The 24,394-nt window shown below is 41.5% G+C and carries 25 protein-coding genes; 7 read left to right on the forward strand and 18 right to left on the reverse strand.

What is annotated here, in order from left to right; all coding sequences use genetic code 11:
* Window positions 1–47: 47 nt before the first annotated feature.
* Window positions 48–521: a nucleoside deaminase gene (locus BLQ87_RS23315; RefSeq protein WP_074611338.1), complete on the reverse strand. Its 474-nt coding sequence runs from the start codon at window positions 519–521 to the stop codon at window positions 48–50.
* The gene (locus BLQ87_RS23320) at window positions 522–857 is read right to left on the reverse strand and encodes a tRNA-binding protein (RefSeq protein WP_074611339.1); all 336 of its coding nucleotides are present in this window, start codon (window positions 855–857) and stop codon (window positions 522–524) included. It abuts the gene before it with no gap.
* Window positions 858–1,052: 195 nt separating this feature from the next.
* Here BLQ87_RS23320 and BLQ87_RS23325 point away from each other — a divergent pair, with 195 nt between their 5' ends.
* The 3 genes from BLQ87_RS23325 to BLQ87_RS23335 all read left to right on the forward strand — a co-directional run bounded on the left by BLQ87_RS23325 (window position 1,053) and on the right by BLQ87_RS23335 (window position 3,996).
* Complete coding sequence (locus BLQ87_RS23325) at window positions 1,053–1,715, forward strand: SMI1/KNR4 family protein (protein WP_216857851.1); 663 nt, start codon at window positions 1,053–1,055, stop codon at window positions 1,713–1,715.
* Window positions 1,716–2,145: 430 nt separating this feature from the next.
* Entirely contained in the window at window positions 2,146–2,781 is a 636-nt protein-coding gene (locus BLQ87_RS23330) for a LysE family translocator (protein WP_074611341.1), read from the forward strand.
* 30 nt (window positions 2,782–2,811) lie between these two features.
* Entirely contained in the window at window positions 2,812–3,996 is a 1,185-nt protein-coding gene (locus BLQ87_RS23335) for a class I SAM-dependent rRNA methyltransferase (protein ID WP_074611342.1), read from the forward strand.
* On the opposite strand, the gene BLQ87_RS23340 is transcribed toward BLQ87_RS23335, so the two are convergent.
* Both BLQ87_RS23340 and BLQ87_RS23345 read right to left on the reverse strand, forming a co-directional pair.
* Window positions 3,993–4,250 (reverse strand): DUF6814 family protein, encoded by a 258-nt coding sequence (locus BLQ87_RS23340; protein WP_074611343.1) that lies wholly within the window; start codon window positions 4,248–4,250, stop codon window positions 3,993–3,995. The two genes, BLQ87_RS23335 and BLQ87_RS23340, sit on opposite strands and share 4 nt — an antisense overlap.
* A gap of 13 nt (window positions 4,251–4,263) precedes the next feature.
* The gene (locus tag BLQ87_RS23345; RefSeq protein WP_074611344.1) at window positions 4,264–5,793 is read right to left on the reverse strand and encodes an MFS transporter; all 1,530 of its coding nucleotides are present in this window, start codon (window positions 5,791–5,793) and stop codon (window positions 4,264–4,266) included.
* Between the two features lie 271 nt (window positions 5,794–6,064).
* Between BLQ87_RS23345 and BLQ87_RS23350 the strand changes: the two genes are divergently transcribed.
* Complete coding sequence (locus tag BLQ87_RS23350; protein WP_074611345.1) at window positions 6,065–6,964, forward strand: bestrophin family protein; 900 nt, start codon at window positions 6,065–6,067, stop codon at window positions 6,962–6,964.
* Window positions 6,965–6,968: 4 nt separating this feature from the next.
* Here the strand turns inward: BLQ87_RS23350 and BLQ87_RS23355 are convergent, their stop codons facing one another.
* From BLQ87_RS23355 to BLQ87_RS23380, 6 genes are all read right to left on the reverse strand, one after another.
* The gene (locus BLQ87_RS23355) at window positions 6,969–8,024 is read right to left on the reverse strand and encodes a nucleoid-associated protein (protein WP_074611346.1); all 1,056 of its coding nucleotides are present in this window, start codon (window positions 8,022–8,024) and stop codon (window positions 6,969–6,971) included.
* Between the two features lie 9 nt (window positions 8,025–8,033).
* Entirely contained in the window at window positions 8,034–8,813 is a 780-nt protein-coding gene (locus BLQ87_RS23360) for a TerC family protein (protein WP_074611347.1), read from the reverse strand.
* Between the two features lie 100 nt (window positions 8,814–8,913).
* Entirely contained in the window at window positions 8,914–10,233 is a 1,320-nt protein-coding gene (locus BLQ87_RS23365; protein ID WP_074611348.1) for a hypothetical protein, read from the reverse strand.
* Window positions 10,230–10,763 carry a hypothetical protein gene (locus tag BLQ87_RS23370; protein WP_074611349.1) on the reverse strand — a complete coding sequence of 178 codons (534 nt, stop codon included), beginning with the start codon at window positions 10,761–10,763 and terminating at the stop codon, window positions 10,230–10,232. The genes BLQ87_RS23365 and BLQ87_RS23370 overlap by 4 nt, the downstream gene beginning before the upstream one ends.
* 2 nt (window positions 10,764–10,765) lie before the next feature.
* Entirely contained in the window at window positions 10,766–11,311 is a 546-nt protein-coding gene (locus tag BLQ87_RS23375; RefSeq protein WP_074611533.1) for an RNA polymerase sigma factor, read from the reverse strand.
* A gap of 171 nt (window positions 11,312–11,482) precedes the next feature.
* Window positions 11,483–12,622, reverse strand: a complete 1,140-nt coding sequence (locus tag BLQ87_RS23380; RefSeq protein WP_245723915.1) for an agmatine deiminase family protein — start codon at window positions 12,620–12,622, stop codon at window positions 11,483–11,485.
* Window positions 12,623–12,906: 284 nt separating this feature from the next.
* On the opposite strand from BLQ87_RS23380, the gene aspS reads away from it, so the two are divergent.
* On the forward strand, window positions 12,907–14,652 hold the full coding sequence (aspS, locus tag BLQ87_RS23385; protein ID WP_074611350.1) for an aspartate--tRNA ligase: 1,746 nt from the start codon (window positions 12,907–12,909) through the stop codon (window positions 14,650–14,652).
* A gap of 70 nt (window positions 14,653–14,722) precedes the next feature.
* On the opposite strand, the gene BLQ87_RS23390 is transcribed toward aspS, so the two are convergent.
* From BLQ87_RS23390 to BLQ87_RS23420, 7 genes are all read right to left on the reverse strand, one after another.
* Window positions 14,723–15,166 carry a hypothetical protein gene (locus BLQ87_RS23390; protein WP_074611351.1) on the reverse strand — a complete coding sequence of 148 codons (444 nt, stop codon included), beginning with the start codon at window positions 15,164–15,166 and terminating at the stop codon, window positions 14,723–14,725.
* Window positions 15,150–15,533, reverse strand: a complete 384-nt coding sequence (locus BLQ87_RS23395; RefSeq protein ID WP_074611352.1) for a phage holin family protein — start codon at window positions 15,531–15,533, stop codon at window positions 15,150–15,152. Before BLQ87_RS23395 ends, BLQ87_RS23390 begins: the two co-directional genes overlap by 17 nt.
* Window positions 15,534–15,555: 22 nt before the next feature.
* Window positions 15,556–15,822: a YtxH domain-containing protein gene (locus BLQ87_RS23400; protein WP_074611353.1), complete on the reverse strand. Its 267-nt coding sequence runs from the start codon at window positions 15,820–15,822 to the stop codon at window positions 15,556–15,558.
* 53 nt (window positions 15,823–15,875) lie between these two features.
* Entirely contained in the window at window positions 15,876–16,928 is a 1,053-nt protein-coding gene (locus BLQ87_RS23405; RefSeq protein ID WP_074611354.1) for an AI-2E family transporter, read from the reverse strand.
* 6 nt (window positions 16,929–16,934) lie between these two features.
* Window positions 16,935–18,335 (reverse strand): sigma-54-dependent transcriptional regulator, encoded by a 1,401-nt coding sequence (locus BLQ87_RS23410; RefSeq protein WP_074611355.1) that lies wholly within the window; start codon window positions 18,333–18,335, stop codon window positions 16,935–16,937.
* A gap of 175 nt (window positions 18,336–18,510) precedes the next feature.
* Window positions 18,511–19,293, reverse strand: coding sequence for an enoyl-CoA hydratase/isomerase family protein (locus BLQ87_RS23415; RefSeq protein WP_074611356.1), 783 nt, complete (start codon window positions 19,291–19,293; stop codon window positions 18,511–18,513).
* A 3-nt stretch (window positions 19,294–19,296) separates the two neighbouring features.
* Window positions 19,297–19,716 carry a cobalamin B12-binding domain-containing protein gene (locus BLQ87_RS23420; protein WP_074611357.1) on the reverse strand — a complete coding sequence of 140 codons (420 nt, stop codon included), beginning with the start codon at window positions 19,714–19,716 and terminating at the stop codon, window positions 19,297–19,299.
* A gap of 80 nt (window positions 19,717–19,796) precedes the next feature.
* On the opposite strand from BLQ87_RS23420, the gene BLQ87_RS23425 reads away from it, so the two are divergent.
* Window positions 19,797–21,458: a glutamine--tRNA ligase/YqeY domain fusion protein gene (locus BLQ87_RS23425; RefSeq protein ID WP_074611358.1), complete on the forward strand. Its 1,662-nt coding sequence runs from the start codon at window positions 19,797–19,799 to the stop codon at window positions 21,456–21,458.
* A 245-nt stretch (window positions 21,459–21,703) separates the two neighbouring features.
* On the opposite strand, the gene BLQ87_RS23430 is transcribed toward BLQ87_RS23425, so the two are convergent.
* A complete protein-coding gene (locus tag BLQ87_RS23430; protein ID WP_074611359.1) occupies window positions 21,704–22,537 on the reverse strand; it encodes an N-acetylmuramoyl-L-alanine amidase in 834 nt (277 codons plus the stop codon).
* Window positions 22,538–22,675: 138 nt separating this feature from the next.
* On the opposite strand from BLQ87_RS23430, the gene BLQ87_RS23435 reads away from it, so the two are divergent.
* On the forward strand, window positions 22,676–24,358 hold the full coding sequence (locus tag BLQ87_RS23435; RefSeq protein WP_074611360.1) for a dipeptidyl-peptidase 3 family protein: 1,683 nt from the start codon (window positions 22,676–22,678) through the stop codon (window positions 24,356–24,358).
* The last annotated feature ends 36 nt before the right edge of the window (window positions 24,359–24,394 follow it).

Consider the following 24,394-nt stretch of genomic DNA (forward strand, 5'->3'; position numbering starts at 1 on the left):
CAAAGATAACATTCAAACGTTAATTTTTGTTCAATACTTTGTCAAGTTTAGCCTCTTTTATTCGCAAAAAAACGCGTCATCAGGGCTCCGCACTCTGTTGCCAATATCCCTCCGATCAGTTCGGTTTTTGGATGAAGCAACTGGCTGTTCTTCGAGGTAAAACCTCTTTTCGGTTCGGTGGCACCATATACCAACCGACCGATTTGTGTCCAGTAACTGGCTCCTGCACACATCACGCAGGGCTCGATGGTCACATACAAAGTGCAATCTTTTAAATATTTCCCGCCCAAAGTTTGAGAAGCTGCTGTAAAGGCCTGCATCTCGGCATGGGCAGTCACATCGTTCAATTGTTCTGTCAGGTTATGTCCGCGGCCAACGATCCGGCCTTTGCACACCACAATTGCCCCTATCGGAATCTCTTCCGAATCATAGGCTTTTTGTGCTTCCTGTAACGCCAGTCGCATGTAATGCTCGTCTTCCGCTACCGGACTATTTTCTTCTGAAAAATTATAATAACTCATCTAACACAATTTACTGCCGTTTGGCACAGTACCATTTAAAGCCGTTAATACAATATCTCCGTTTTCATCTGCAAAACCCGTCACCAGGAATTCAGACATGAATTTTCCAATTTGTTTTTTAGGAAAGTTGACCACACCCACAATCTGTTTTCCTACCAGTTCTTCTTTCGAATAGTGCTTTGTGATCTGAGCACTGCTCATTCTCACACCAAAATCACCGAAATCTACTTTCACTTTATAAGCGGGCTTTCTTGCTTCCGGAAAATCGAAGACCTCCAGGATCGTCCCTGCACGAAGCTCGACCTTCTCAAAATCATTCCAGTTAATTTCTTCCATGCGCTAAAAATACAACTTATCAGCAAAATTCCATGTTTTATCCAGGATCAGTTTATCCAAGGTCAGTCCTTAAATTAAAATCCACGCGATGGATCAATAACCTTTATCCTTCCGGGATGCTCCAGGCTTTTTAAGCTAAGAAATGAGTAGGAAAAACGAGTGTGTTTTAACTAAATTTGACCAGGCAGATTTTAAATGATGTGGTACGATAAATTAAATTTTTACAGCAGGGAAGCCGGATTGAATGTGATACCCGAAAGTGATTTCTTTTCCAGGTCACTTAGCGAAGAAGAGATCAGGCTCTTTCCACACCTCCTCGAACTGCATCCTGATTTTCAGGATCCGGCACAATTTCCTGTTCCTGCAGCACTTCATTTGCCCGCAGATTTGGCCCAACTCCTGACTTTTTCAAACGGAGGGGCAGTCCTCAACGGAGAAAGAGAATTTGGTTATTTTTCCCTGCAAGAGATCCGTTATTACTATTTTGCTTATGGATTTCCGAAGTATCTGCCCGATTTTTTACCCATTGCATTTAACGGTGGTGGAATATTTTATGCTTACGACTTTCGCAATGAAGGGACTTTACCCATTGTCGCAGTAGCCTCGGGCAACCTTTCTGAGGAAGATACTGTTGTACTTGGATTTTCCCTGGCCGAGGTCTTATCGAACCCGCATAATATTGAAGAGGATCTCGATCAGCTTTATCCAATTCGGAAGCTCAGTGACACAGAAAAAGCCCTTGTAAGACTTCGCCAGGAACTGAAAACACTGAATGAAGATAAAAACAACGGAAAAGTCGATCTTAAAACTTTCCTGCAGACCAAAAAGCGGATTGAAGCAGAAATGAAAGCACTTTAAGGTTTTCGCCTTACTGATTACCTATTCGGTTTCAGTGAATAATTTCATTACATCAGACTGGTGTTGCAAATTTTAGGGTTAAGCCATCATTGAAGATCTCCTGCAATTGGTCCTCTTCCTAAATCAATGCGGTTTATACCTGCTGTTTTTAATTATGCCAATTGGTCTTGAGAAATTCGGCTATGCCGAATGTATAACAAATTCAGGATCGGACAAACAAGGTAGAAACTGCCTTCTATAAATCAGTCCGATACTCCGCTCTATTCTGAATAATGATCCTCCCGCTGATAAAAATATTCCAGCAAAATTCTGATTTAAGTCGTACTCAGGAATTGGGAATCTCTTAATTTTCTCTATTTTTGATCATTGCCACTTTCTCCTGGAATAACCTACAGTTTAGTCCTTCTACAACCATTAATACCATGATGAAATGATCCCTCTTAAAGAAATCTCTTACTTTGCCCTGGCGGCGCTGGTACTGGTGATCAGTCCAGGTCCAAATATGATTTATTTGATCTCCCGTTCGATCACACAAGGTCGGAAATCAGGGTTAATCTCTCTCGCCGGGATCATGTGTGGTTTTCTTTTTCACATCATTCTTGTCTCTTTCGGGCTTACTGCCGTTCTTTTCGCGGTTCCTTTTGTTTATTCGACGATTAAGACTCTGGGTGTATTCTACCTGTTGTATCTCGCTTACCAGGCGGTTAAGCCCAATGGCAAGGGCCTGTTTGAAACCAGGACAGACCTCAGCAATGATAAACCGGGCAAATTATTCAAAATCGGCGTACTCACCACAGTACTGAATCCTAAGGTCGCGGTCTTCTATTTGTCTTTCTTTCCCTATTTCATCAAACCGGAATACGGATCTGTTTTTCTTCAAAGCTTGCAATTGGGGATTACGCAGGTAAGCATCAGCTTTACGGTCAACTTTCTGATTGTTTTAACCGCCGCTCAGGTTTCTTTATTTTTCGCTAAAAATCCGACCTGGGTAAAAATCCAGAAATGGTTTATGGCCAGTGTGCTGCTGATGCTGGCCTTAAAGATGGCAGTCAGCAAGGAAAAGTAAAAAGAACATTGTTTTTTCTAACTTTGCAGCATGATTGATGTAATACTTAAAAAAGGAAAAGAAAAGGCTGCAATGCTACACCATCCCTGGATCTTTTCAGGAGCAATTGATAAAATTAAGGGTAAGCCATTAAATGGTGAAATCGTTAAGGTTTGTTCAGCAAGTGCTGAATTTCTTGCCTACGGGTATTACAACGACCAATCAAGGGTCGCTTTGAGGTTAATGGAATGGGAGGAAAGCAAAACCATCGATAAGGAATGGTATCAGGAGAAACTCCGCAATGCCATTGCTTCGAGAAAACATCTGCTCAATGCAGACACCAACACCTGCAGACTCGTTTTTAGTGAGGCTGATTTTCTTCCCGGTCTGATTGTAGATCAATATGCTGACTTCCTTTCCCTGCAAATATTAAGTGCCGGAATAGAAAATGTAAAAGAAGAAATCATTGACCTCTTAAAAGAAGAATTAAACCCCAGAGGGATCTTCGATAAAAGTGATGCCGGAGCCCGCAAACATGAGAACCTGGAAGCAACACAAGGCTTGCTTTGGGGAGAAACACCTCCGGAATTTATTGAAGTAAGAGAAAACGGGATTGCGTACCACATCAACATCGCTGATGGTCAGAAATCGGGTTTTTACTGTGATCAACGTGATAACCGCGAGATCCTTGCCGCTTATTCCAAAGATAAAAACGTATTGGATTGCTTCTGTTACAGCGGTGGATTTACTTTAAACAGCCTGAAACATGGTGCAGCACATGTAACCAGTGTAGACAGCTCAGCGCTTGCCATAGAAACTTTAGCACATAACCTGGAACTGAACGGTTTTGATCCAACTCAGCAACTCAGCATCCAGTCTGACGTAAATAAACAATTGCGTGTATTTAAGGAAGAAGGAAAGAAATTTGATATCGTGGTCTTAGACCCACCTAAATATGCACCATCCCGTTCGGCTTTAGACAGGGCTGCAAGAGCTTATAAAGACCTGAACAGGCTTGGCATGCTTTTACTGGAAAAAGGCGGCATATTGGCTACCTACTCCTGCTCCGGTGCTGTAGATATGGAAACTTTCAAGCAAATCATTGCATGGGCTGCTTTAGATGCCGGCAAAGAAGTACAGATCATCAAACAATTCCATCAACCTGAAGATCATCCGGTAAGGCTTTCTTTCCCTGAGGGAGAATACCTTAAAGGTTTATTGTTAAGAGTCCTCTAGTCCTTAGGTTCTTCTGAACCCGAAGGCAATTGATCATATTCCCCTTTCAGCGCATAATAGCCGAAAATCACCAGGCCTGCGCTGATTGGGATAAAAATGAATAAAATGATCCCCCATTGCAAGGCCGTATTTGTCTTTTGTACCCCTTCAGCAGCCAGGCCCACTTTCTCGTAAGCCTGCAAAAACATAAAGATAACGGAGGCCGGTCCGAGTATCATCCAAAGTAGTCCTAATCCTTTTTTCAATCCGTTCATAGTTTTTCTTTATTTAGGCTTCTGTTTCGACTGGTTTTTTATTAGAAAGGTAAATTGCTCCGATCACAAAGCTCAGGCTGGCAATTCCAATGGGATACCACAACCCGGATAAAGGTGTTGATCCCGAGTAACTGGCGATCAATGTGGCAATAAAAGGAACGAGCCCGCCGAATACCCCATTTCCGACATGATAAGGCAAAGACATCGAAGTATACCTGATTTTTGTAGGGAATAACTCTACCAAAAATGCAGCTATTGGTCCATAGACCATCGTCACCAATAAGATCTGAAAGAAAACCAGGGCTACAAACTTCCAGAATACCGCCGTGGACAGTTGCTTATCTTTAAGCTGATCCGGCTGAACAGCGGCAGCCTTGCTCTTTTCTTTAAATTCAATATGGGATTGGATCTTTTGATAAGAAGCGCCCGATAACAGGGTCACCCTGGCACTGGTAGAGATTAAACTATCGGCAGTTCCTTCAATGAGTGTCCGTGTAACCACAGGGTCAGAAACAGACTGAATGTCCTGTTGCGTTACTTTAGTAAAGTCTGTATCGTCCAGAAAGACCTGATAAATTGGCCGGTAGAAAATAATCCCCAGCAGCATTCCGGTAAGCATAATCCATTTCCGCCCCACTTTATCACTCCAGGAACCAAAGACGACAAAAAATGGGGTGGCAAAGGCAATCCCCCAGAGCAGAATATACCTGGAATCATTAAAATCAACCTTACAGGTATTTTCTATAAAGGATTGCGCATAAAACTGACCGGTATACCAGATGACCCCCTGGCCCATTGTTGCACCAAAAAGCGCGAGCAGTACCATTTTAAAATTCGCTTTGTTATTGAAGCTTTCCTTTAAAGGGTTTTTCGACACCTTTCCTTCTGTTTTCAATTTCGTAAACATAGGAGATTCGTGCATTTTCAACCGGATATAAATGGAAACACCCACCAGCAAGATGGAGAGCAGGAAAGGAATTCTCCAGCCCCAATCTGCGAAGCCAGAAGCTCCGATCAGGTTTTTAGTCAATACAATGATTCCTAAAGAGAGAAATAGCCCCCCGGTGGCCGTTGTTTGAATCCAACTGGTGAAAAATCCCCTTTTATTTGCAGGGGCATGTTCCGCCACATAGGTTGCAGCTCCACCATACTCTCCTCCAAGGGCCAATCCCTGTACCAGACGCAAGATCAGCACCAGGATGGGCGCTGCATAACCAATACTGGAATAAGAAGGGATGAGGCCGATTAAAAAGGTAGAACCACCCATTAGGACCAGCGTCAGTAAGAAAGTGTATTTACGACCGATTAAATCGCCCAGGCGGCCAAATACCAATGCTCCAAAAGGCCTGACAATAAATCCTGCGGCGAAAATCGCTAAGGTGTTGATGAGTGCCGATGCTCCGGCATCTGCAGGAAAAAGCTGGGCCCCGATAATACTGGCCAGACTGCCAAAAATATAGAAATCATACCATTCAATCAGTGTCCCCAGAGAAGAGGCACCAATGACTTTGAAAATACTGTTTTTTTGTAGTTCCTGGCTCATACGTTAAAGGAATATTTGGCTTCAAAAATAAATCTACCATTTATTCCGAATTATCCCTCAGAACTTTATCAAAAAAAGAAAATAACCAGCAATCTTTCAGGAGAAAACAGGAAATTTAAAAGCATTATTTACAAAAAGAGGGCTTTCGTTCCTGAAAATGTATGCCCACATAGAGAAATAGAATAAAAAAGCCGGGAAAAGATATTTTTGGGGATTCAAACAATTAGTCCCTTTTGTTTGTAAATTGAAACAAAACATCAACCCAATTAACATGCTCATTGCACAACACATCAAACTCAGCAGAATCCTGATCAATACCTGGCAGGTCGATTTAATTATGATCGTTTCCTGCAGCATTACCTATTTTGCCAGAGAATTTTTAATTACCCATAACCTGGACATTCCGGCAATCATTCCAAGTGTCCTGGGCACTGCAATTGCATTTTTTATTGGTTTTAATAACAACCAGGCTTACGACAGATGGTGGGAAGCCCGCAAAATCTGGGGAATGCTCGTCAATGATTCCCGTTCCTGGGCCAGAAGCCTGATCAATTATGTAGATGAACATGAAGACTCGAAACCACTGATCAAAAAAATGATCTGCAGACATATCGCTTTTTTATATACACTGAAAGGCTCATTACGTAATTACGATGATAACATTTATAGCAAATACCTGACCGCAGAGGAGCTTCAGGAAATCCAGCAGCACAGCAATATGCACAACGCAATTCTGAATATCCAGTCGCGCGATTTGCAGATGCTGTCCAAAAAGGGATATATTGATGGCTTCCGCTTTATGGAACTCAATGAGTTACTGGTCAACTTTTCTAACCAGATGGGCATGTCAGAACGGATCAAGAACACCATATTCCCAACCACTTATACCTATCTTACCAAGGTCTTTATCTGGCTGTTTGTCGTATCCATTACGCTGGTGATCAGTTCATACGTAGAATATTGGTCGATTTTTATCGGCTGGTTGCTTGGATTTGTCTTTGTCTCCACGCAAATTAACGGAATGGGGTTGATTAATCCTTTTGAGAACAACTCTGCCTCCATTCCCTTAAACCAGATCACCAGGACCATAGAGATCAACCTGCTGGAAATGCTGGGAGAAACCAACATTCCCGAACCGGTAAAACCCATTAATGATGAGTATGTCCTGTAAAGGACTACTCCTCTTCTCTGAAGTATACTTTATAATAATTCATTGACTTATCATCATCGAACCCTTTTTCAATGAGTTCCTTATCACCATGAATATAGATGTGGAAATTTTTATCCAGTTTTAAAACGCTTTTATACACCTTTGCCTGCTTTTTTACCGCAGCACCGGAAATGTCAAAGGTATCCGCAATCGGGGTATCAAACTCTTCCTCAAAGTTCTTTTTATAACTTTTGAAAGACTCAATTCCTTCGGCATTGCCGATCACTTCATTTGAAAATTCTTCCAGATCGAAACTCTCCTTCTCCTTGAAGTACTTCATTGACTTGTTCAGCAAATCAATCTTATCTGCTTTAGAGATGTCAAATTCCTGATCCAGCTTTTCGGTCACAAAGTTTTTATATACCCCAAGCACGCTGCTGGTCTGGTTAAAGTTGTCATTTCGGATCTTTAGCTTCAAAAATTCATCTTTCCAATACACTGCTTCCGCACTTCTGTTGGTCTGATCAATAACTGCTACACGATAACCTTCTTCCTTATCGGTATTAAAGATCAAACATCCTTTGTCCAGTTTATTGATGTTGATGGCATCCTGTTCATAACCAAGTCCAAAACCACCTTCTTCAGGATATACCTTCAGGAAGGATTCTTTGGTTTCCGATTTAAAGATCCCGATAGCGTCATGAAGTTCCCCCTCAATCTGCACATTTTCAAAATAAGCAAGGTATAATTCTCCGGGTTTGATCTTTGGGTGTCCGGAAACATCATACAGGTATTTGGCCATTTCTATACTGTTTTCATGAAAGGTCATGCCATCTTCAAAAATCCTCGCGGCAAAATGATAAACTTCATTCAGGTTCAGGTCATTATTAGGATGAAAAAAGCGGTACACTTCATTCACTTTAGCATAGGGGCCCAGAAAATACTGCTGTAATAAATTACTCAGCATATTGTCCTTTATCGGAATAGATTTTTCAGACAATACATAGAATTCATCCTGAGATTTGTTCCCAATACGGTGTATAGATAGTTCGGCCAGAGAGGCCTCAAAAAAAGAAATCATACGGTATTTTTACTTGTTTTCGTGTGGAGTATTTCTAAGTTCAACATGTTTTTTGCCTTTTTTCATTTTCAGGTTCAGCATTTCTACCAATACCGAGAATGCCATTGCAAAATAGATATAGCCTTTAGGAATATGCTGGTCTAAACCTTCGGCCAACAGGGAAACTCCAATTAGTAATAAGAAAGATAAAGCCAACATTTTAACTGTTGGGTGCTTGTTTACAAAATCGCTGATTGCAGATGCCGCTACCAGCATAATTCCGACAGCGATGACTACCGCTGCAATCATGATCTCGATATGATCAGCCATTCCGACAGCGGTGATGACAGAGTCAAGAGAGAATACGATATCAAGGATCAGGATCTGGATGATAATTCCGATGAAAGAATGAACCTTCCCTTTTATACCAGCCTCTTCGTCGCCTTCCAGCTTCTGATGAATTTCATGTGTACTTTTATAGATCAGAAATAAACCACCAATAATCAGGATCAGGTCTCTTCCGGAGATGGCCAGTTTGTCCAGCCATTCCGCATTACTGATTCCGATCCAGTCGCCCACATTAAATAAGGGAGCGGTCAGTTTCATCACCCAGGTAAGCGATAACAGCAACAATACCCTGGTAATCATGGCCAGGCCTAATCCTACCTTCCGGGCTTTAGCCTGTTGTTCCAGGGGAAGTTTTCCTGCAAGGATTGATATAAAAACGATATTATCAATTCCTAAAACAATCTCTAATACCGTTAAGGTAAAGAGGGAGATCCAAGCTTCAGGGCTACTTAAAAGTTCCATTTTCTAAAAATAAATCAAGTCGCTAAGATATAAAAAAAGCTTGCTGAATTTATCAACAAGCTTTTTCCTAATGGTATTTTTATCAGAATAATTGGTTCTTTTAGTTAAAGGTTACCGAGCCGTAATCTGTTTTAATGTTGATCTTAGACGCTCCTCCATTTCCAATTTTACCACTATATTGTTTCTTATTGTCTTCGTCCTGGACAGTCCTGTATACTGCCGGTCCGGGCTTAAATTTACCATATTCCGTTTTCAGGTCAAAATCGGCATGATAGCCAGTCCCGAAGCCCAGGGCAACCCCTGCATAATCGGCATCAATACTCAGGTTCCTGCACCCTGCCCCTACATTATCGATGTTCAGTTTGTTATAGGAAAGTTTGAAACTTCCATCACCTTTCAGGCTTCCCAGCTTTACATTAGCATATTCCGCTTTTAGGTTTAGCTTATTCACCGAGGAAATAGAAATGTTGTTGTATTGCTGTTTAACGTTGGCATTTCCATTGATCGTTCCCAGGGTTACATTGGCATATTGCACATCCAGCTCCAGGTTATCGACAGAACCGATAGTCAAACCACTTCCATACTGTTGCTTAACGGTTGCATTTCCCCTGATTTTTTGAATGTTAACCCCGACATACTGGGCGTTAAGGTCCAGGGTACCTACTGTACCAATTGTTAGCCCTGAGCCATACTGTTGTTTAATGGTAGCGACATTAACTTCTTCGACATCTGCTTTGCCGTATTGAACTGAAATGTAATTGTTATTGCTGTTCAGGTTGCCGGCAGTGAAGTTTCCATATTGAACCTTCGCATATAGCGGTCCTGAGAAATTACCCATCGTCATATTTCCATATTGGGTACTCATGGATAAGCAATTTGATGTGGGCATATAAACCACATAATTCACTTTAACTTCTCTTTTCCAAACGATTTTTCCATTCCGGACACGGCTGCCATAATTGCCATCGCGGTTTCCCATATTGGTTTTAAAAGAAATCAGGTCTCCGGTTTTTCCAGCCTCAATCGTTGTCTCATCCAATAAACGCTGTGCTTCACCATTCTGACTGCTATAGGCTTTAATCTCTACATCAACCCGCACTTCTCTTTTATCCCATATTTTGATCAGCACATCTCCATATTTGTTGCTCAGGTTCAATTTATCACTGGCGCCCATAGCAAAGGATTTAGAGAAAGTCTTTGTCCTTACCGGATCGCTCTGATCATCCTGAACGCCTTCCTGAGCCCCATCCAAAGGAACCGGAAGTGGTTCCGGAGATATTGGTGCCGTTTGCAGATCTATCCTTAAAGGAGTCAGTATTGCAAGTTTAACTCCCTTGTTTCCTTCCCATCCGTTAGATTGTGCCTGAGCGAAATTTGTAGCCAGTACCAGGCTCATCACCCCCCAAATTAACTTTTTCATATCTGATTTTCCTCTTTGATTTGATTTACTTCATTGATGATAGACAGCTGCTGGTTAATCACCTGCAACTGAAGTTCCAGATTTTTGACCATTGCTTTAACCACGACTTTCTGATTTGGACTATTTTGCAACTCTTTTTTTAGCTGCTCGTAATCGCCGTCCAGCTTGTTTAGATCTGCACTAAAATTCGCATACAAAGCCGGGTTCTTTTTGGCATAGGCCTGCAAACTGTCTTTTTTCTCCTCAATCAGACTGGCAAATTTCAGCTCCTTCTTTCCGTATGCCGGGTTAATGTCTGCAATTTCCAGCTCTTTATTGTTCTGACTACGATAAGTATAGATAAAAGTAAGTCCCATGATCAGGATCAAGGACGCAGCTATACCTAACCACAATGGCATTACCGATTTTTTTTTTATTTTTTCTTTGTCTAATGCGGCGTCTATCCTGCCCCATAGCTGATCTGATGGTGTTTTAAAATCAAACTCCTTCTTGTGTTCTTTAATGTACTCTTCAATACCCTTATTGTTCATCTTTATACTCCTCTCGTTACTAATAAGCTATTTAATTTAATTTTTGCACGCATATACTGGGTGCGGGAAGTACTCTCTGAGATTTTCAAAATATGAGAAATCTCTTCATGATCGTACCCCTCAAAAAGATACAGCGTCAATACTACTCTATACCGGTCGGGAAGCTGTGTGATGGCTTCTCTGATCTCTTCCACTTTCCATTGCAGGTCCTCCTCGTCATTTTCCATTTCCTGCGCCACATCGACTTCTTCGATATTTACAAACTCCACTTTACGCTTGCGGAGGTAATTGATGGATTTATTGATCACAATCTGCTTTAACCAAAGGCCAAAGGTCGTATCCCCTCTAAAATTTTCTATCCGCGTAAATGCGTCCAGAAATGCTTCCTGTAAAACATCTTCTGCCTCATCATCAAAGTTGACAATCCTCAGCGCCACGTTATACATAGCCTTAGCATACAATTTGTAAATTTCAAATTGTGCTTTCCGGCTTCCCTGCCGGCACTCGTTTACGAGTGTGATGTGTTTATCGATGTATACAGTTTCCAATGTTTTCCAGTTCGCTATAAATGACAATTGATTTTCTGAAACGTTGCATCAGGAGCAAAAATTTTTTCAATATCTGCAGATAAATTCACAATACGTCCTTGATAACAATATAAAGGCCGTTTTTTCCTGAAGATTATGCGCCAATAGCATGCCCTCCCCGATTAGAGCTCCCTATCTGGGTTGTTGTTGGGTAACACAGTGGATCATCCCGCCATTGGCATATAAATTCCTGACGTCGATACCTACAACTTCCCTGTTTGGATATAGTTTCTGAATGATGGCATTGGCAACCGCGTCATTGGGATCTTTATAATTCGGTACCAGGACCACATTATTGGCGATGTAATAATTGACGTAGGAACCTGGATAGTCCAGCTTTTTACCGTAAGCAGTAGTCACATTTTCCTGAGTCAGGGGCAGTTTGACAAAATTGTATTTTTTCTTGTTTTTATTTGTCGACCTAAACAGCTTATTGATGTCGTTCTGAGCAACCTGCCACTCTAAAAGATCATCGGGGCTCATCGTCACAATTGTATTTTTATCGGCGAACCGGGCAAAACCATCAATGTGCATATCGGTAATCTCCAGGCCAGCCTTACCTTCCAGCCAGATAAAATTGGTTACGCCATAATATTTCGTGAAAATCTCCTCTGCTTTTGCCTGGCTCATTCCGGGATTTCGGTTCTTATTCAGGATGGCACTTTTGGTGGCCATCAGCGTTCCGTTTCCATCAACTTCTACTGCTCCTCCTTCGTTGATCATGACCTCATTTAAATCCACATACTTTCTATTTTGATCACTGGCAATTCGACCGGGTATCTCATCGCAGTTTTCAAATTCTGCTTTTTTACCCCATCCATTGAAGCCCCAATCCTCGATCACCAGATTTCCCTTAGCGTCTCTTGCATAAATCGGCCCGTTATCACGTACCCAGACATCATCCGTCTTATACACTTTGAAATCGATATTTTTCAGAGAGATCTTATCCTCTTCCAGCATTTCCCTCACCCGATCTTCTTCCTCTTCATCATAAACGATAATATGGACCTTTTCTCCTTCAGAAAGGGCATCTGTCATCGCAATCCAGGCATCATCCAGTCTGTCCCGGTAGGCTTCACCATACTGATACTGATGTGGCCATTGCAGCCAGGTTCCCTCGTGTGGCATGCCTTCTTCCGGCATGGTATATAATACCTGAGCAGACTTCCTGTCTGCAGCATGCTCCTTTGCTACAACCGCCCCGCCTTCTGCTCTTTTCGCTCCTGAATAACAAAAAGCAATAAAAAAAGGCAATACATATAATGATTTCATAACCTGGGAATTAAGTAAATTTCAGAAAAGCACAGAACGGAATTACTAAACCCGCCTTAGTAAAAATACTTAAAAATGATGAACAACAACATGCTGATATAAAAAGCATTACAGGTCACACCACCAGGAATTCCAAGGCCATTTTAAAACAAAAGCCGCCTGACCCACAAAAGCCATAAAGGCCAGGATGCCAGTTACATATTTTCAATATCCTCAGCTAAATTCACTACGGGTGAAAATATCCGGTTCAAAATCAATATTTTTGCTACTTAATACTTTTAATAATGTTAAGAACAACTACTTGCGGAGCTCTAACTATTGAGAATTTAGGCGAAAATGTAATCTTGTGCGGCTGGGTACAAAAATCCAGGGATTTAGGAGGAATGACTTTCATTGACATCCGCGACAGATACGGAATCACCCAATTGGTTTTCAATATGGACGACAACCGGGAATTATGCGAGGCAGCACGTAGCCTGGGCAGGGAATTTGTAATTAAAGCCAGCGGACTAGTCGTAGAACGCTCTAACAAAAACCTGAAAATGCCTACAGGTGAAGTAGAGCTCAAAATCACTGCATTGGAAATACTAAACGCAGCGAAATTACCTCCATTCATGATTGATGATGAAACTGATGGTGGTGATGATTTGCGGATGAAATACCGTTACCTGGATTTACGTAGAAATCCGGTGCGCAATAACATGGTTTTACGCCATAAAATGGCCCAGGCGGTTCGTCGTTATTTGGATAACCTGGACTTTATTGAAGTAGAAACCCCGGTACTGATCAAATCTACACCAGAAGGTGCAAGGGATTTTGTGGTACCAAGCAGAATGAACGAAGGACAGTTTTATGCCCTTCCTCAATCCCCGCAAACTTTTAAACAATTGTTGATGGTATCTGGCTTTGACCGTTATTTTCAGATTGTAAAATGTTTCAGAGATGAGGATTTACGTGCAGACAGACAGCCGGAATTCACGCAGATAGACTGTGAAATGTCTTTTATCGAACAGGAAGACATCTTAACTACATTTGAAGGCCTGATCCGTACGTTATTCAAGGACATCAAAGGTTTTGACCTTCCGGAAGTACCAAGAATGCAGTATTCAGATGCCATGCGCTTTTATGGCTCCGATAAACCGGATACCCGTTTCGACATGCGCTTTGTGGAGCTGACGGAACTGGTTAAAGGAAAAGATTTCCCTGTATTTGACAATGCGGAGCTGGTGATCGGCATCAATGCCACAGGATGTGCATCTTATACACGTAAGCAACTGGACGAACTGACAGACTTTATCAAACGCCCGCAAATCGGTGCAACAGGATTGATCTACATGAGACATAACGAAGATGGCTCATTAAAATCATCTGTAGATAAGTTCTATAATGAAGAAGAATTACAAAAATGGTCTGTAGCCCTGAATACCCAACCGGGAGATTTAGTGCTGATCATGGCTGGAATACAAGATAAAGTACGCAAACAATTAAGCGAACTGCGCCTGGAAATGGGTACACGCTTAGGTTTACGTGATAAAAATAAATACAGTGCACTTTGGGTACTTGACTTCCCGCTATTGGAATGGGATGAAGAATCAGCCCGTTACCATGCGATGCACCATCCATTTACTTCTCCAAAACCAGAGGACATCGCCTTATTGGATACCAAACCGGGTGAGGTAAGGGCAAATGCGTATGACATGGTGGTAAACGGTACAGAAATCGGTGGTGGTTCTATCCGGATCCATGACAGAACGTTACAGGCGCTGATGTTTAAACATTTAGGATTCTCGGCTGAAGAAGCGCAAAAACAATTTGGCTTCCTGATGGATGCCTTTGAATTTGGTGCACCTCCACATGGTGGAATTGCCTTCGGATTTGACAGGTTATGCTCTATTTTCGCAGGATTGGATAGTATCCGTGATGTGATTGCTTTCCCTAAAAACAACTCAGGAAGAGATGTTATGATTGATAGCCCTTCTACTATTGACGATAAGCAAATGAACGAACTAAAAATAAAATCAACGGTTTAATATCCTGTTGACACATTTATTAAAATGTTCATTTATAAAAAAAAGGAAGCTTTAAGGCTTCCTTTTTTTGTTAATAGGTCTCGCTATCCGGCGGAATGCCGTAATCCACGTATGCAGGATCTGTTTCTTTATTTTTCTTTGTCTTGCTGAACCAGGATTTTACAGAGTTGAATATCGCCGATAAATGCTCTGCATCCAGCGACTTTCCTACCTTACCTGAGGCCAAACCTACCAGTGCCTTAGTTACGAGTCCTGAGCCCTTAAAAAAGGTGCTGTTCATCACCAAAGGAAGGATCAGTGACATGACTTTACTGCTGATATTAAACTTATCGTCTATTTTAAGAAAGGCAGAAGGGGTGGCATATTTTTTAATAAATCCCCCTATGGTAAACTGATGAAGATATTTTTTAGAATCGCCAACCAGCGCATCTCCTTTAAAGCGATATTCCGCTTTAAGTAAACGCACCTGCTGATGAAGGTCTTCCAGGTTATTGATGTTATACTTTCTGCTCATCTTCCTCTTCCTTATCTGCTAATTTATTAAAATAGCGTCTGATTGTAAAGTTAATTATCGCCTTTTCGATATACTTTTCTTTCATAAAATAAACGATCATCGCCAAAAGGATATAGATCAAAGCAACACAGCCAAAGCCTCTCGTATAGCTACCCAGAACATCTGATAAAAACAGTGCTAAAGTAAAAGTACCAAACAAGAAAGCCAGCAGAAAACAAATGGCAACGGTGGCATTTGTCACCATGTCTGCAAACATCTTGGAACCTCGCTCTACCAGGTATAGCCGGGTGTATTCCAGCCGGGTATTGACATAACCTTTTGCGTCCTCTACCAGGTCCTCCAGATCTTTTTCTTTATTTTCCTGCATTATCTTTGGTTTTAGGGGTAATTTATGCGTGCTCTATATCATCAGCAAACTCTTCCTCTGTCTGATGAAGTTTACTTTTTACAGAAGTCACCACTTTATCTTTCAGGTTCGCCAGGTTATTGATTTCATCTGCCGCTTTGTCTTTAATTGCGTCACCAAGATCTTTTAACGACTGGCTCAACTTATCTCTTGTTTCACTTCCTTTTTCCGGAGCAAACAGTAATCCCAATGCCGCACCTGCAGCTAAACCGGCCAATAGCCCAATTAATACTTTTGAATTATCATTCATGACATTTAAATTTTGTGTTTAATATTTCCTTTATTGACTCTGGAATATACTGATTATAACGATTCCTGCTCAGAAATTGTTTTAATTCTTTCCAATCTTTCGGAGGCCATTGCGCTGGTTTCATATATTTTGATCAGCAATATGAAGTACGACAATAACAGCGGACCGAAGACCAGACCCAATATTCCGAATAAGGGTATACCAATAACTACGCCAATTACCGTAATAATGGGGTGAATATTGCCAACTTTTTTCGCAATCATAAAACGAAGAACGTTATCAATATTGATAATCACCACAAATCCGAAAATCAACATGGCCCATGCACCAAAGCTATTGCCATTGGCCATTTGAAGCAGCGCAGCCGGAACAAAGACAACCGGAGGGCCCAATACCGGCACAAAAGAGATAAAGGTGGTCATTACGCCCCAGAATAAAGGGTCAGAGTAACCAAGTACGTAGAATGACAAACTGACCAATGAACCCTGCACCACGCAGATCAATCCCTGTCCCAAAACATTTGCGTAAGTCGTATTTCGCATTTCTTCTGCAAAGCGGTAAGCATTTTGTTCGCGAAACGGGGCATATTTTAACAACGAACGCTCGAATGTTTCGTTTTCTATCAACATGAAATACAGCAGGAAATACATGATCAGCAGTCCTAAGACGATGTTAAATGCACCGGAGATCAAAGAAGGGAACAGTTCTGTAGCCCAGGTTCCTGCTTTCTTCAAACCATCTTCCACCAGGCTCTGGAAATCACTGCCCACCGGAACAAGGTGTTTTACTTTGAAAATCAGGTTCTTAAAATAGATATGATCGCTCTGCAGCTCCGCGATCTTTTCAATCACCATGGTGCTCACCGCATAAAAAGGAAGGATAATCACCAGTACCGAGACAAACAAAAGTAGAAGAGCGGAAAGACGTTTATTCCATTTCCGCTCTTCTACCAGGTATAGAAATGCCGGCCGCAGAATTGTATACAACACCAGGGTTCCAAGGATAGCGCTAAAGATCCCCTGTAAAGAATAAGCAATTAAACACCCCAGAACAATGATGATCAACAGGGTAATGTTATTCCTTTGTTTGTAGTTAAATAATGACATGGACGTTTAGGTTTCCAGATTGATCGCCCTCATTTTATTATACAGCGTCTTCCTGTCAATATTCAGGATTTTTGCCGCTTTGGTTTTATTAAAATTAACTTCTCTCAGGACTTTTAAGATGGCTTCATATTCAGCCTCTAAAGCTGCATTTTTCAAGTCTCTCGGCTTCTCTGTCCGCGAAATGGAGCTTTCCATCGCAGAAGCTTTTGCATAAGTAGAGATCTCTAAAGGAAGTGCCTTTAGTTGAATTTCCTGCGTTTCGGTAAGCAATGTTGCCCTTCTAACCACATTTTTTAATTCCCGAACGTTTCCCGGCCAGTTGTAGGTTAAGAAACACTCTTCCACTTCTTCAGAGAAACTCTGCACATTCCGGTTCAATTCCTGGTTTGCCACTTCTAAAAATGTATTGGCAAAGACCATAATGTCACGTCCACGCTGACTCAATGGCGGAAGGGCAATAGAAAACTCATTGAAGCGATGGTATAAATCTTCCCTAAACCTGCCTTTTTGAATGGCATTTGTCAGGTTTTCATTGGTTGCAACGATAATCCTTACATCCAGATCGATCTCTTTTGTACTTCCGATTCTTTTGATTTTACGTTCTTGTACGGTTCTGAGTAAGGCCGCCTGAATTTCATAAGAAAGGTTTCCTACTTCATCCAGAAAGAGGGTACCGCCATTTGCCATTTCAAAATGGCCGATTTTAGTATAAAGAGCTCCGGTAAAAGATCCTTTTTCATGTCCGAAAAATTCACTTCCTGCCAGTTCCTTGGTTAAAGAACCACAGTCCATCGCCACAAAAGGATTGTTTTTTCTTGGGCTGTTCAAGTGAATCGCCATGGCAACCGATTCTTTTCCTGTTCCGCTTTCGCCGGTCAGGATCACACTGTAGGCCGTTGGTGCAACCAGTTGAATCTGTTTCAACAACTCTTTAGAAGCGGCGCTTTGTCCGGCAACAAAATTATCCGTTTGGTTATAAATCTGCTTGCTCCCTTTTTGTTTTGGTGCTTCAGCAGGGGTTTCCACTCTATTTTCATTTAAGGCCGTTTGTGTATCAATCGCCTTATTGATGGTATTTAAGATTTCATCCGGATACAGCGGCTTGGTAATATAGTCGTATGCACCCAGTTTGATGAGTTCTACAGCCAGCTTAATATCAGAATACCCGGTGATGATAATCACGCCGGTGCTTGGATAACTTTCCTTAATCTTGATCAGCATCTCCTTCCCATCGGTATCTTCCAAACGATAGTCACACAACACGAGGTCGTAACTTTCCTTTGCCAGATATTCCATCGCGGAAACACCGCTTGTAGCTGTTGAGACACTAAATGAATTTCGGGTTAAAAACTTAGATAGTAATAAACCAATGTTTATTTCATCATCAACAATTAATATTTTTCTCATAGGGAAATAAAATAGTTTACTGCATAATAATAGATAAATATAAATACATTTTTTAGTATGGGAAATATTTTCTACACTTTTAAATCCACCGACCTATAAAAAGGTCAGTTTATCGACTATAGCAAAAGCCCATCGAAATGCGTCCAATGGGCTTTAAATACGTGATAGACAAGGTTTATTTACCTAAAAATGCGGGTTTCCTTTTTTCTAAAAAAGCAGTAGTACCTTCTATAAAATCATTTGTATCAAAACACTTACCAAATTCTTTGATTTCGGCTTCAAAACCGTCTTCATCAAAAAGAAGTGATGCGTTTACAGCGCGGATTGCACTTGCGACTGCCAACGGTGCGCGCAATTTTATCTTTGCCAGAATTTCTTCCACTTTAGACAAAAGTTCTGCTGCAGGAACTACATAATTGACCAGTCCGATTTTTTCTGCATGTGCTGCAGTGATCATATCCGCAGTGGTGATCATTTCAATCGCTCTTCCTTTTCCAACCAGCTGTGTCAGTCTTTGTGTACCGCCATAACCAGGTATCAGACCAAGGGAAACCTCAGGCAATCCGAGTCTGGCATTCTCTGATGCCACACGGATATGACAGGCCATAGCCAGCTCTAATCCTCCACCCAAAGCAAAACCATTGATCGCTGCAATCACTGGCTTCGGACAGTTCTCTATGGCATCAAACACCGTATGCTGTCCCTTTCTGGCCAGGTCTTCTCCCTGTTCGCTGCGATAAGCCGCAAACTCCGAGATATCTGCTCCGGCAACGAAGGCTTTCTCTCCCGCCCCGGTCAATAACACCGCGCGAACCTCTTCCGTCTGACCGGCAAAGGCAATCACCTCTGCCAATTCCGTTAATGTTTCTTTATTTAAAGCATTTAGCTTTTGCTCCCTGTTGATGGTTACATAAAGCACCTGCGCTCTTATTTCTGATAAGATATTCTGATATGCCATAATCTAAAAGTTTCTGTTTTCGACCACCCAGCCTTTGATATAATTTACGATCGTTTCCATGGTGGTTCCCGGCGCAAACAATTCCCCTACACCGATCTCTTTGAGTTTCTTCATGTCATTTTCCGGAATAATTCCACCACCGGTAAGCAATACATCTTTGACCTCTTTCTGCCTCATGATTTCCACTATTTTAGGAAAGACAGTCATGTGTGCTCCGGATAGGATCGAGACACCTATGGCATCAACATCTTCCTGTAAGGCTGTGTTTACCACCATCTCCGGGGTCTGACGTAATCCGGTATAGATCACTTCCATCCCGGCATCTCTCAGAGAGGTTGCAATTACTTTAGCCCCTCTGTCGTGCCCATCCAATCCAACTTTAGCCACTAAAACCCTAATGGGCCTGTTTAATGTCTTGCTCATAAAATATACGAATAGTAGGCTGTAAATGTAAGTAAATTAGCGCTTTTATGTTAACTTTGAAGACTAAATTTACAGTTTTTATGAGTGAGGAAAGATCATTGAACTTTATTGAGGAGATCATTGAGAACGATTTAAGCAGCGGAAAATATGAAACGTTAATTACCCGTTTCCCGCCTGAACCCAATGGATATTTGCACATCGGACATGCGAAGGCAATATGCCTGAACTTTGGTCTGACCAAGAAATATGGTGGCTATACAAACCTGAGGTTTGATGACACCAACCCGATAACGGAAAAAACCGAATATGTAGACAGTCAGCAGCAAGACATTAAATGGCTTGGGTTTGAATGGAAAAATGAGCTTTATACCTCAGATTACTTTGATACTTTATACGATTTCGCAGTAAAACTGATCGAAAAAGGCCTTGCTTATATAGACGACAGCAGTGCTGAAGAAATTGCAGCATTGAAAGGTACGCCTACGGAGGCAGGGACAGACAGTCCATACCGTTCCCGCAGCATTGCCGAAAACCTGGACCTTTTTGCCCGCATGAAAGCAGGCGAATTTGCAGATGGCGCCCGTATTTTAAGAGCAAAAGCGGATATGTCCAGTCCGAATATGATCATGCGTGATCCGATTATTTATCGCATCAAACATGCAGAACATCACCGTACAGGCAACAAATGGTGCATCTATCCGATGTATGATTTTGCACATGGACAAAGTGATAGCATTGAAACCATTACCCATTCCATCTGTACCCTGGAATATGTATCTCACCGGGAGTTGTACGACTGGTTTATAGAACACCTGGACATCTTCCCATCTAAACAATACGAATTTGCCCGTCTAAACCTTTCTTATACCGTAATGAGTAAAAGAAAATTACTGCAACTGGTAAATGAAGGTGTGGTTAGCGGCTGGGATGACCCACGCATGCCTACCATCAGCGGATTGAGAAGAAGAGGATATACTCCTGAAAGTATCCGTGAGTTCTGTGAAAGAATCGGGATTGCCAAAAGAGAAAATCTGATCGAGCTGAGTTTACTGGAATTCTGTGTTCGCGAACACCTGAACAAAACAGCAAACAGGGTAATGGCGGTATTAGACCCGATAAAGCTGGTGATTACCAATTATCCTGAAGGACAGGAAGAAGTACTTCATGGAGAAAACAATCCGGAAGCAGAAGATAAAGGCGGCATCAGGGAGATTCCTTTCAGCAATGAATTGTGGATTGAACGTGAGGATTTTATGGAAGAGCCTGCAAAAAAATGGTTCAGACTGGCTCCGGGAGCAACCGTAAGACTCAAACATGCTTATATTGTAAAATGTGAAGATTTCCGTAAGGATGCAGAAGGAAATGTAACTGAAGTACATTGTACTTACATCCCTGAATCTAAAAGCGGCGAAGATACCAGCGGTATTAACGTGAAAGGAACGATACATTGGGTAAGCACTAAACATGCAAAAAGCGCAGAAATCAGGACTTACGATCGTTTGTTTACCGTAGAATCTCCGGATTCTGAAGAAGGGGATTTTAAAGATTACCTGAACCCAAACAGTGTTGATGTCATTAAACAAGCTTATATAGAGCCTTATCTGGCAAATGCTGATATCGATTCAAGATATCAGTTTATTAGAAAAGGATACTATTGTGTAGATAAGGATTCAACTCCTGAACACCTGGTATTTAACCGTACCGTTGGCTTAAAAGATGCCTGGACTAAAGGAAATAAGTAATTTTATTCTATAAAGCCGGATATAAACGAAAAGCCGGATCAGCGTTATGTTGATCCGGCTTTTTATATTTTATTTCGCTTGCTTTTCTGTTTAAAATGTCTTATCCTTCAATTGATCAGCCATTGATCAGCAATAGGGGGTTGATTGATCCCTGACAGATCCTGCGGTCCTATAAATGGTCTTTTATAAATCAACCGCCGGTTCCAAAAACAGTAAGGCAATTCGCAGTCAACCGAAACGCAAGGTTACAGATATTTCGTATACAAATTATATAAGATCAGCTGATCTGTCGGCGTCAGTACCGGAGTAATATCCGTTTGTACAAAATGGATTTTAAAGGCAACAATTGCAGAAGTAGGATTACTTACATCGTAACCGATCACCCTTAATGCCAGCTCTGCATTAAAATCTACGGGTGGCATTTTCAGCACATCGTCATACCATAAACCAAAGCCCTTTTTGGCCAGAACTTTCCATGGGAAATTTAAAGGATCTATTTTTCGCCTTGGTGCAATGTCTGAATGGCCTATAAAATTGGCGGTAGGGATGTTGTATCGCTTTTTCAGCGCTCCAAGTAACTCTACCAAACTTCTCAGCTGGGCATCAGCAAAAGGTTCTTTTCCATTGTTATCCAGCTCAATCCCTATAGAAGAAGAATTCAGGTCGGCATCGTTGCCCCATTTCCCAACACCTGCATGGTTTGCCCTCAGGTAGTCGTTTACCATCTGAACCACCTTACCATCTCTTCCCACGACATAATGTGCACTCACTCCTGCCTTCTTGTTGATAAAAGTTTTTACCGTTTGATTCAAAGAATCCTGGGCCGTATGGTGAATAATGACAAAATTAGGACGGCGGATGCCAAAGTTGACCGAACCAATCCAGGATTGCTGTTCGGGGGTTAAGGTCGCGACAGTTTGATTGGCCGGAGGAGTGGCCTTTACCGTTTCTGCAAAGCCATTTGCCTGATCCTTATATATTTTATTCGTTGCGGCGTACTTATTCGAGGAACATGCGGCCAGCAGGAACATAGAGAAAATAAATAAGCTGTTCCGGATAAATTTATGCTGTTGTATCATAATAGAAGTATAGAAGCGGTGAAATTACTATTTTTTACTAATTTAGTTGCCATCTTATTAGGAGATCAACCAAAGGAGAGCGACGAAAATGCCTGCATTTGACGTAGCTTTGCATCGATAAAAAAACAAAAATTCAATATGAAAAACTTAAGCAAGTTAACGCTTATTATTGCCGGATGTGCCCTGGTTACAGGAATTTCTTCTTGTAGCAACCCCAATGGAAACACGAATACTACTGCTAAAGATACCAGTTCAGGTGAAGATAGTTTGCAACATTATGTAAATGACCGGATCGCGATTTACGAAAAGGTGAAACTGAGTACCAACCTGAATGAATTATCTGCCAATGAACGTAAGATTTTACCTTTATTGATCCAGGCCGCCCAAATTATGGATGAGCTTTTCTGGAAACAGGCATATCCACAGCGCGACAGCTTATTAAGTACCATAAAAGATGAAAAAACAAAAGCTTTTGTATGGATCAATTACGGACCATGGGATCGCTTAAACGGAGATAAACCATTTATATCGGGCATTGGTGCTAAACCGGATGCCGCCAGCTTCTACCCTGCCGGAATGACCAAAGCTGAATTGGAGAAATCAGATGTAAAAGATAAACTAGGTCAGTATTCCGTGGTGAAAAAAGACAGCACCGGAAAACTGAGCTCCGTTCCTTACCATATTTTGTATGCTTCAGAATTACAAAATGCATCAGCCTTGCTTAAACAGGCGGCATTACTTGCCGAAGATGCAGGATTCAAAAAATACCTGACCCTACGCGCAGACGCCCTGGTTTCTGATGATTATACGGCCAGTGACTATGCCTGGCTGGATATGAAAACCAATAACCTGGACATTATTATCGGCCCGATTGAGAATTATGAAGACAAATTGTTCAATGCCAGGGCTTCTTATGAGGCTTATGTATTGGTAAAGGATAAAGTATGGAGCAAACGCCTTGCAAAATATGTAAGCATGTTGCCTCAACTACAGGAAGGACTACCCGTAGATGCTAAATACAAAAAAGAAAAACCGGGAACAGACTCAGAGTTAAATGCCTACGATGTCGTTTATTATGCCGGAGATTGTAATGCAGGATCAAAAACCATCGCTGTAAACCTACCTAATGATGAGATCATTCAGCAAAAGAAAGGAACCAGACGCTCCCAGTTAAAAAATGCCATGAAGGCAAAGTTTGACAAGATTCTTGTTCCAATTGCAAAAGAACTGATCGATAAAGAGCAGCAACAATACATTAATTTCGACGCTTTCTTTTCCAACGTGATGTTCCATGAAGTTGCACACGGTTTAGGAATCAAAAAAACAATTACCGGAAAAGGCTTTGTAAAGGAAGCTTTGCAGGAGCAATATTCGTGGTTAGAAGAAGGTAAAGCAGATGTGTTGGGCTTATATATGGTTACCGGATTGCTTAAAAAAGGCGAACTGGAAGGTGATATCAAAACCTTTTACACCACTTACATGGCTGGAATCCTTCGTTCAGTAAGATTTGGTGCAGCGAGTGCACATGGGAAAGCAAATATGCAATGTTTCAACTTCTTTAAGGAGAACGGAGCATTCATCCGCAATGAAAATGGCACGTATAAAGTAGATTTCGCTAAATTTGAAACGGCAATGAACAAGTTAAGCAAACTGATCATTACGCTTCAGGGTAACGGTGATAAAGCCGCAGTAGAGAAAACACAAAAAGAGAAAGCAGTAATTACTGCAGAACTTCAAAAAGATTTAGACCGTCTGACTCAAAAGGGCATTCCTGTGGATGTCATCTTTGAACAGGGCGTAGATGTTCTTGGCGTGAAATAAACCCATTAAAATTCCTGAAAGAGGGCTTCAGTGTTG

Source organism: Pedobacter steynii (assembly GCF_900103665.1).
In the GTDB taxonomy this organism is placed as follows: Bacteria; Bacteroidota; Bacteroidia; order Sphingobacteriales; family Sphingobacteriaceae; genus Pedobacter; species Pedobacter steynii.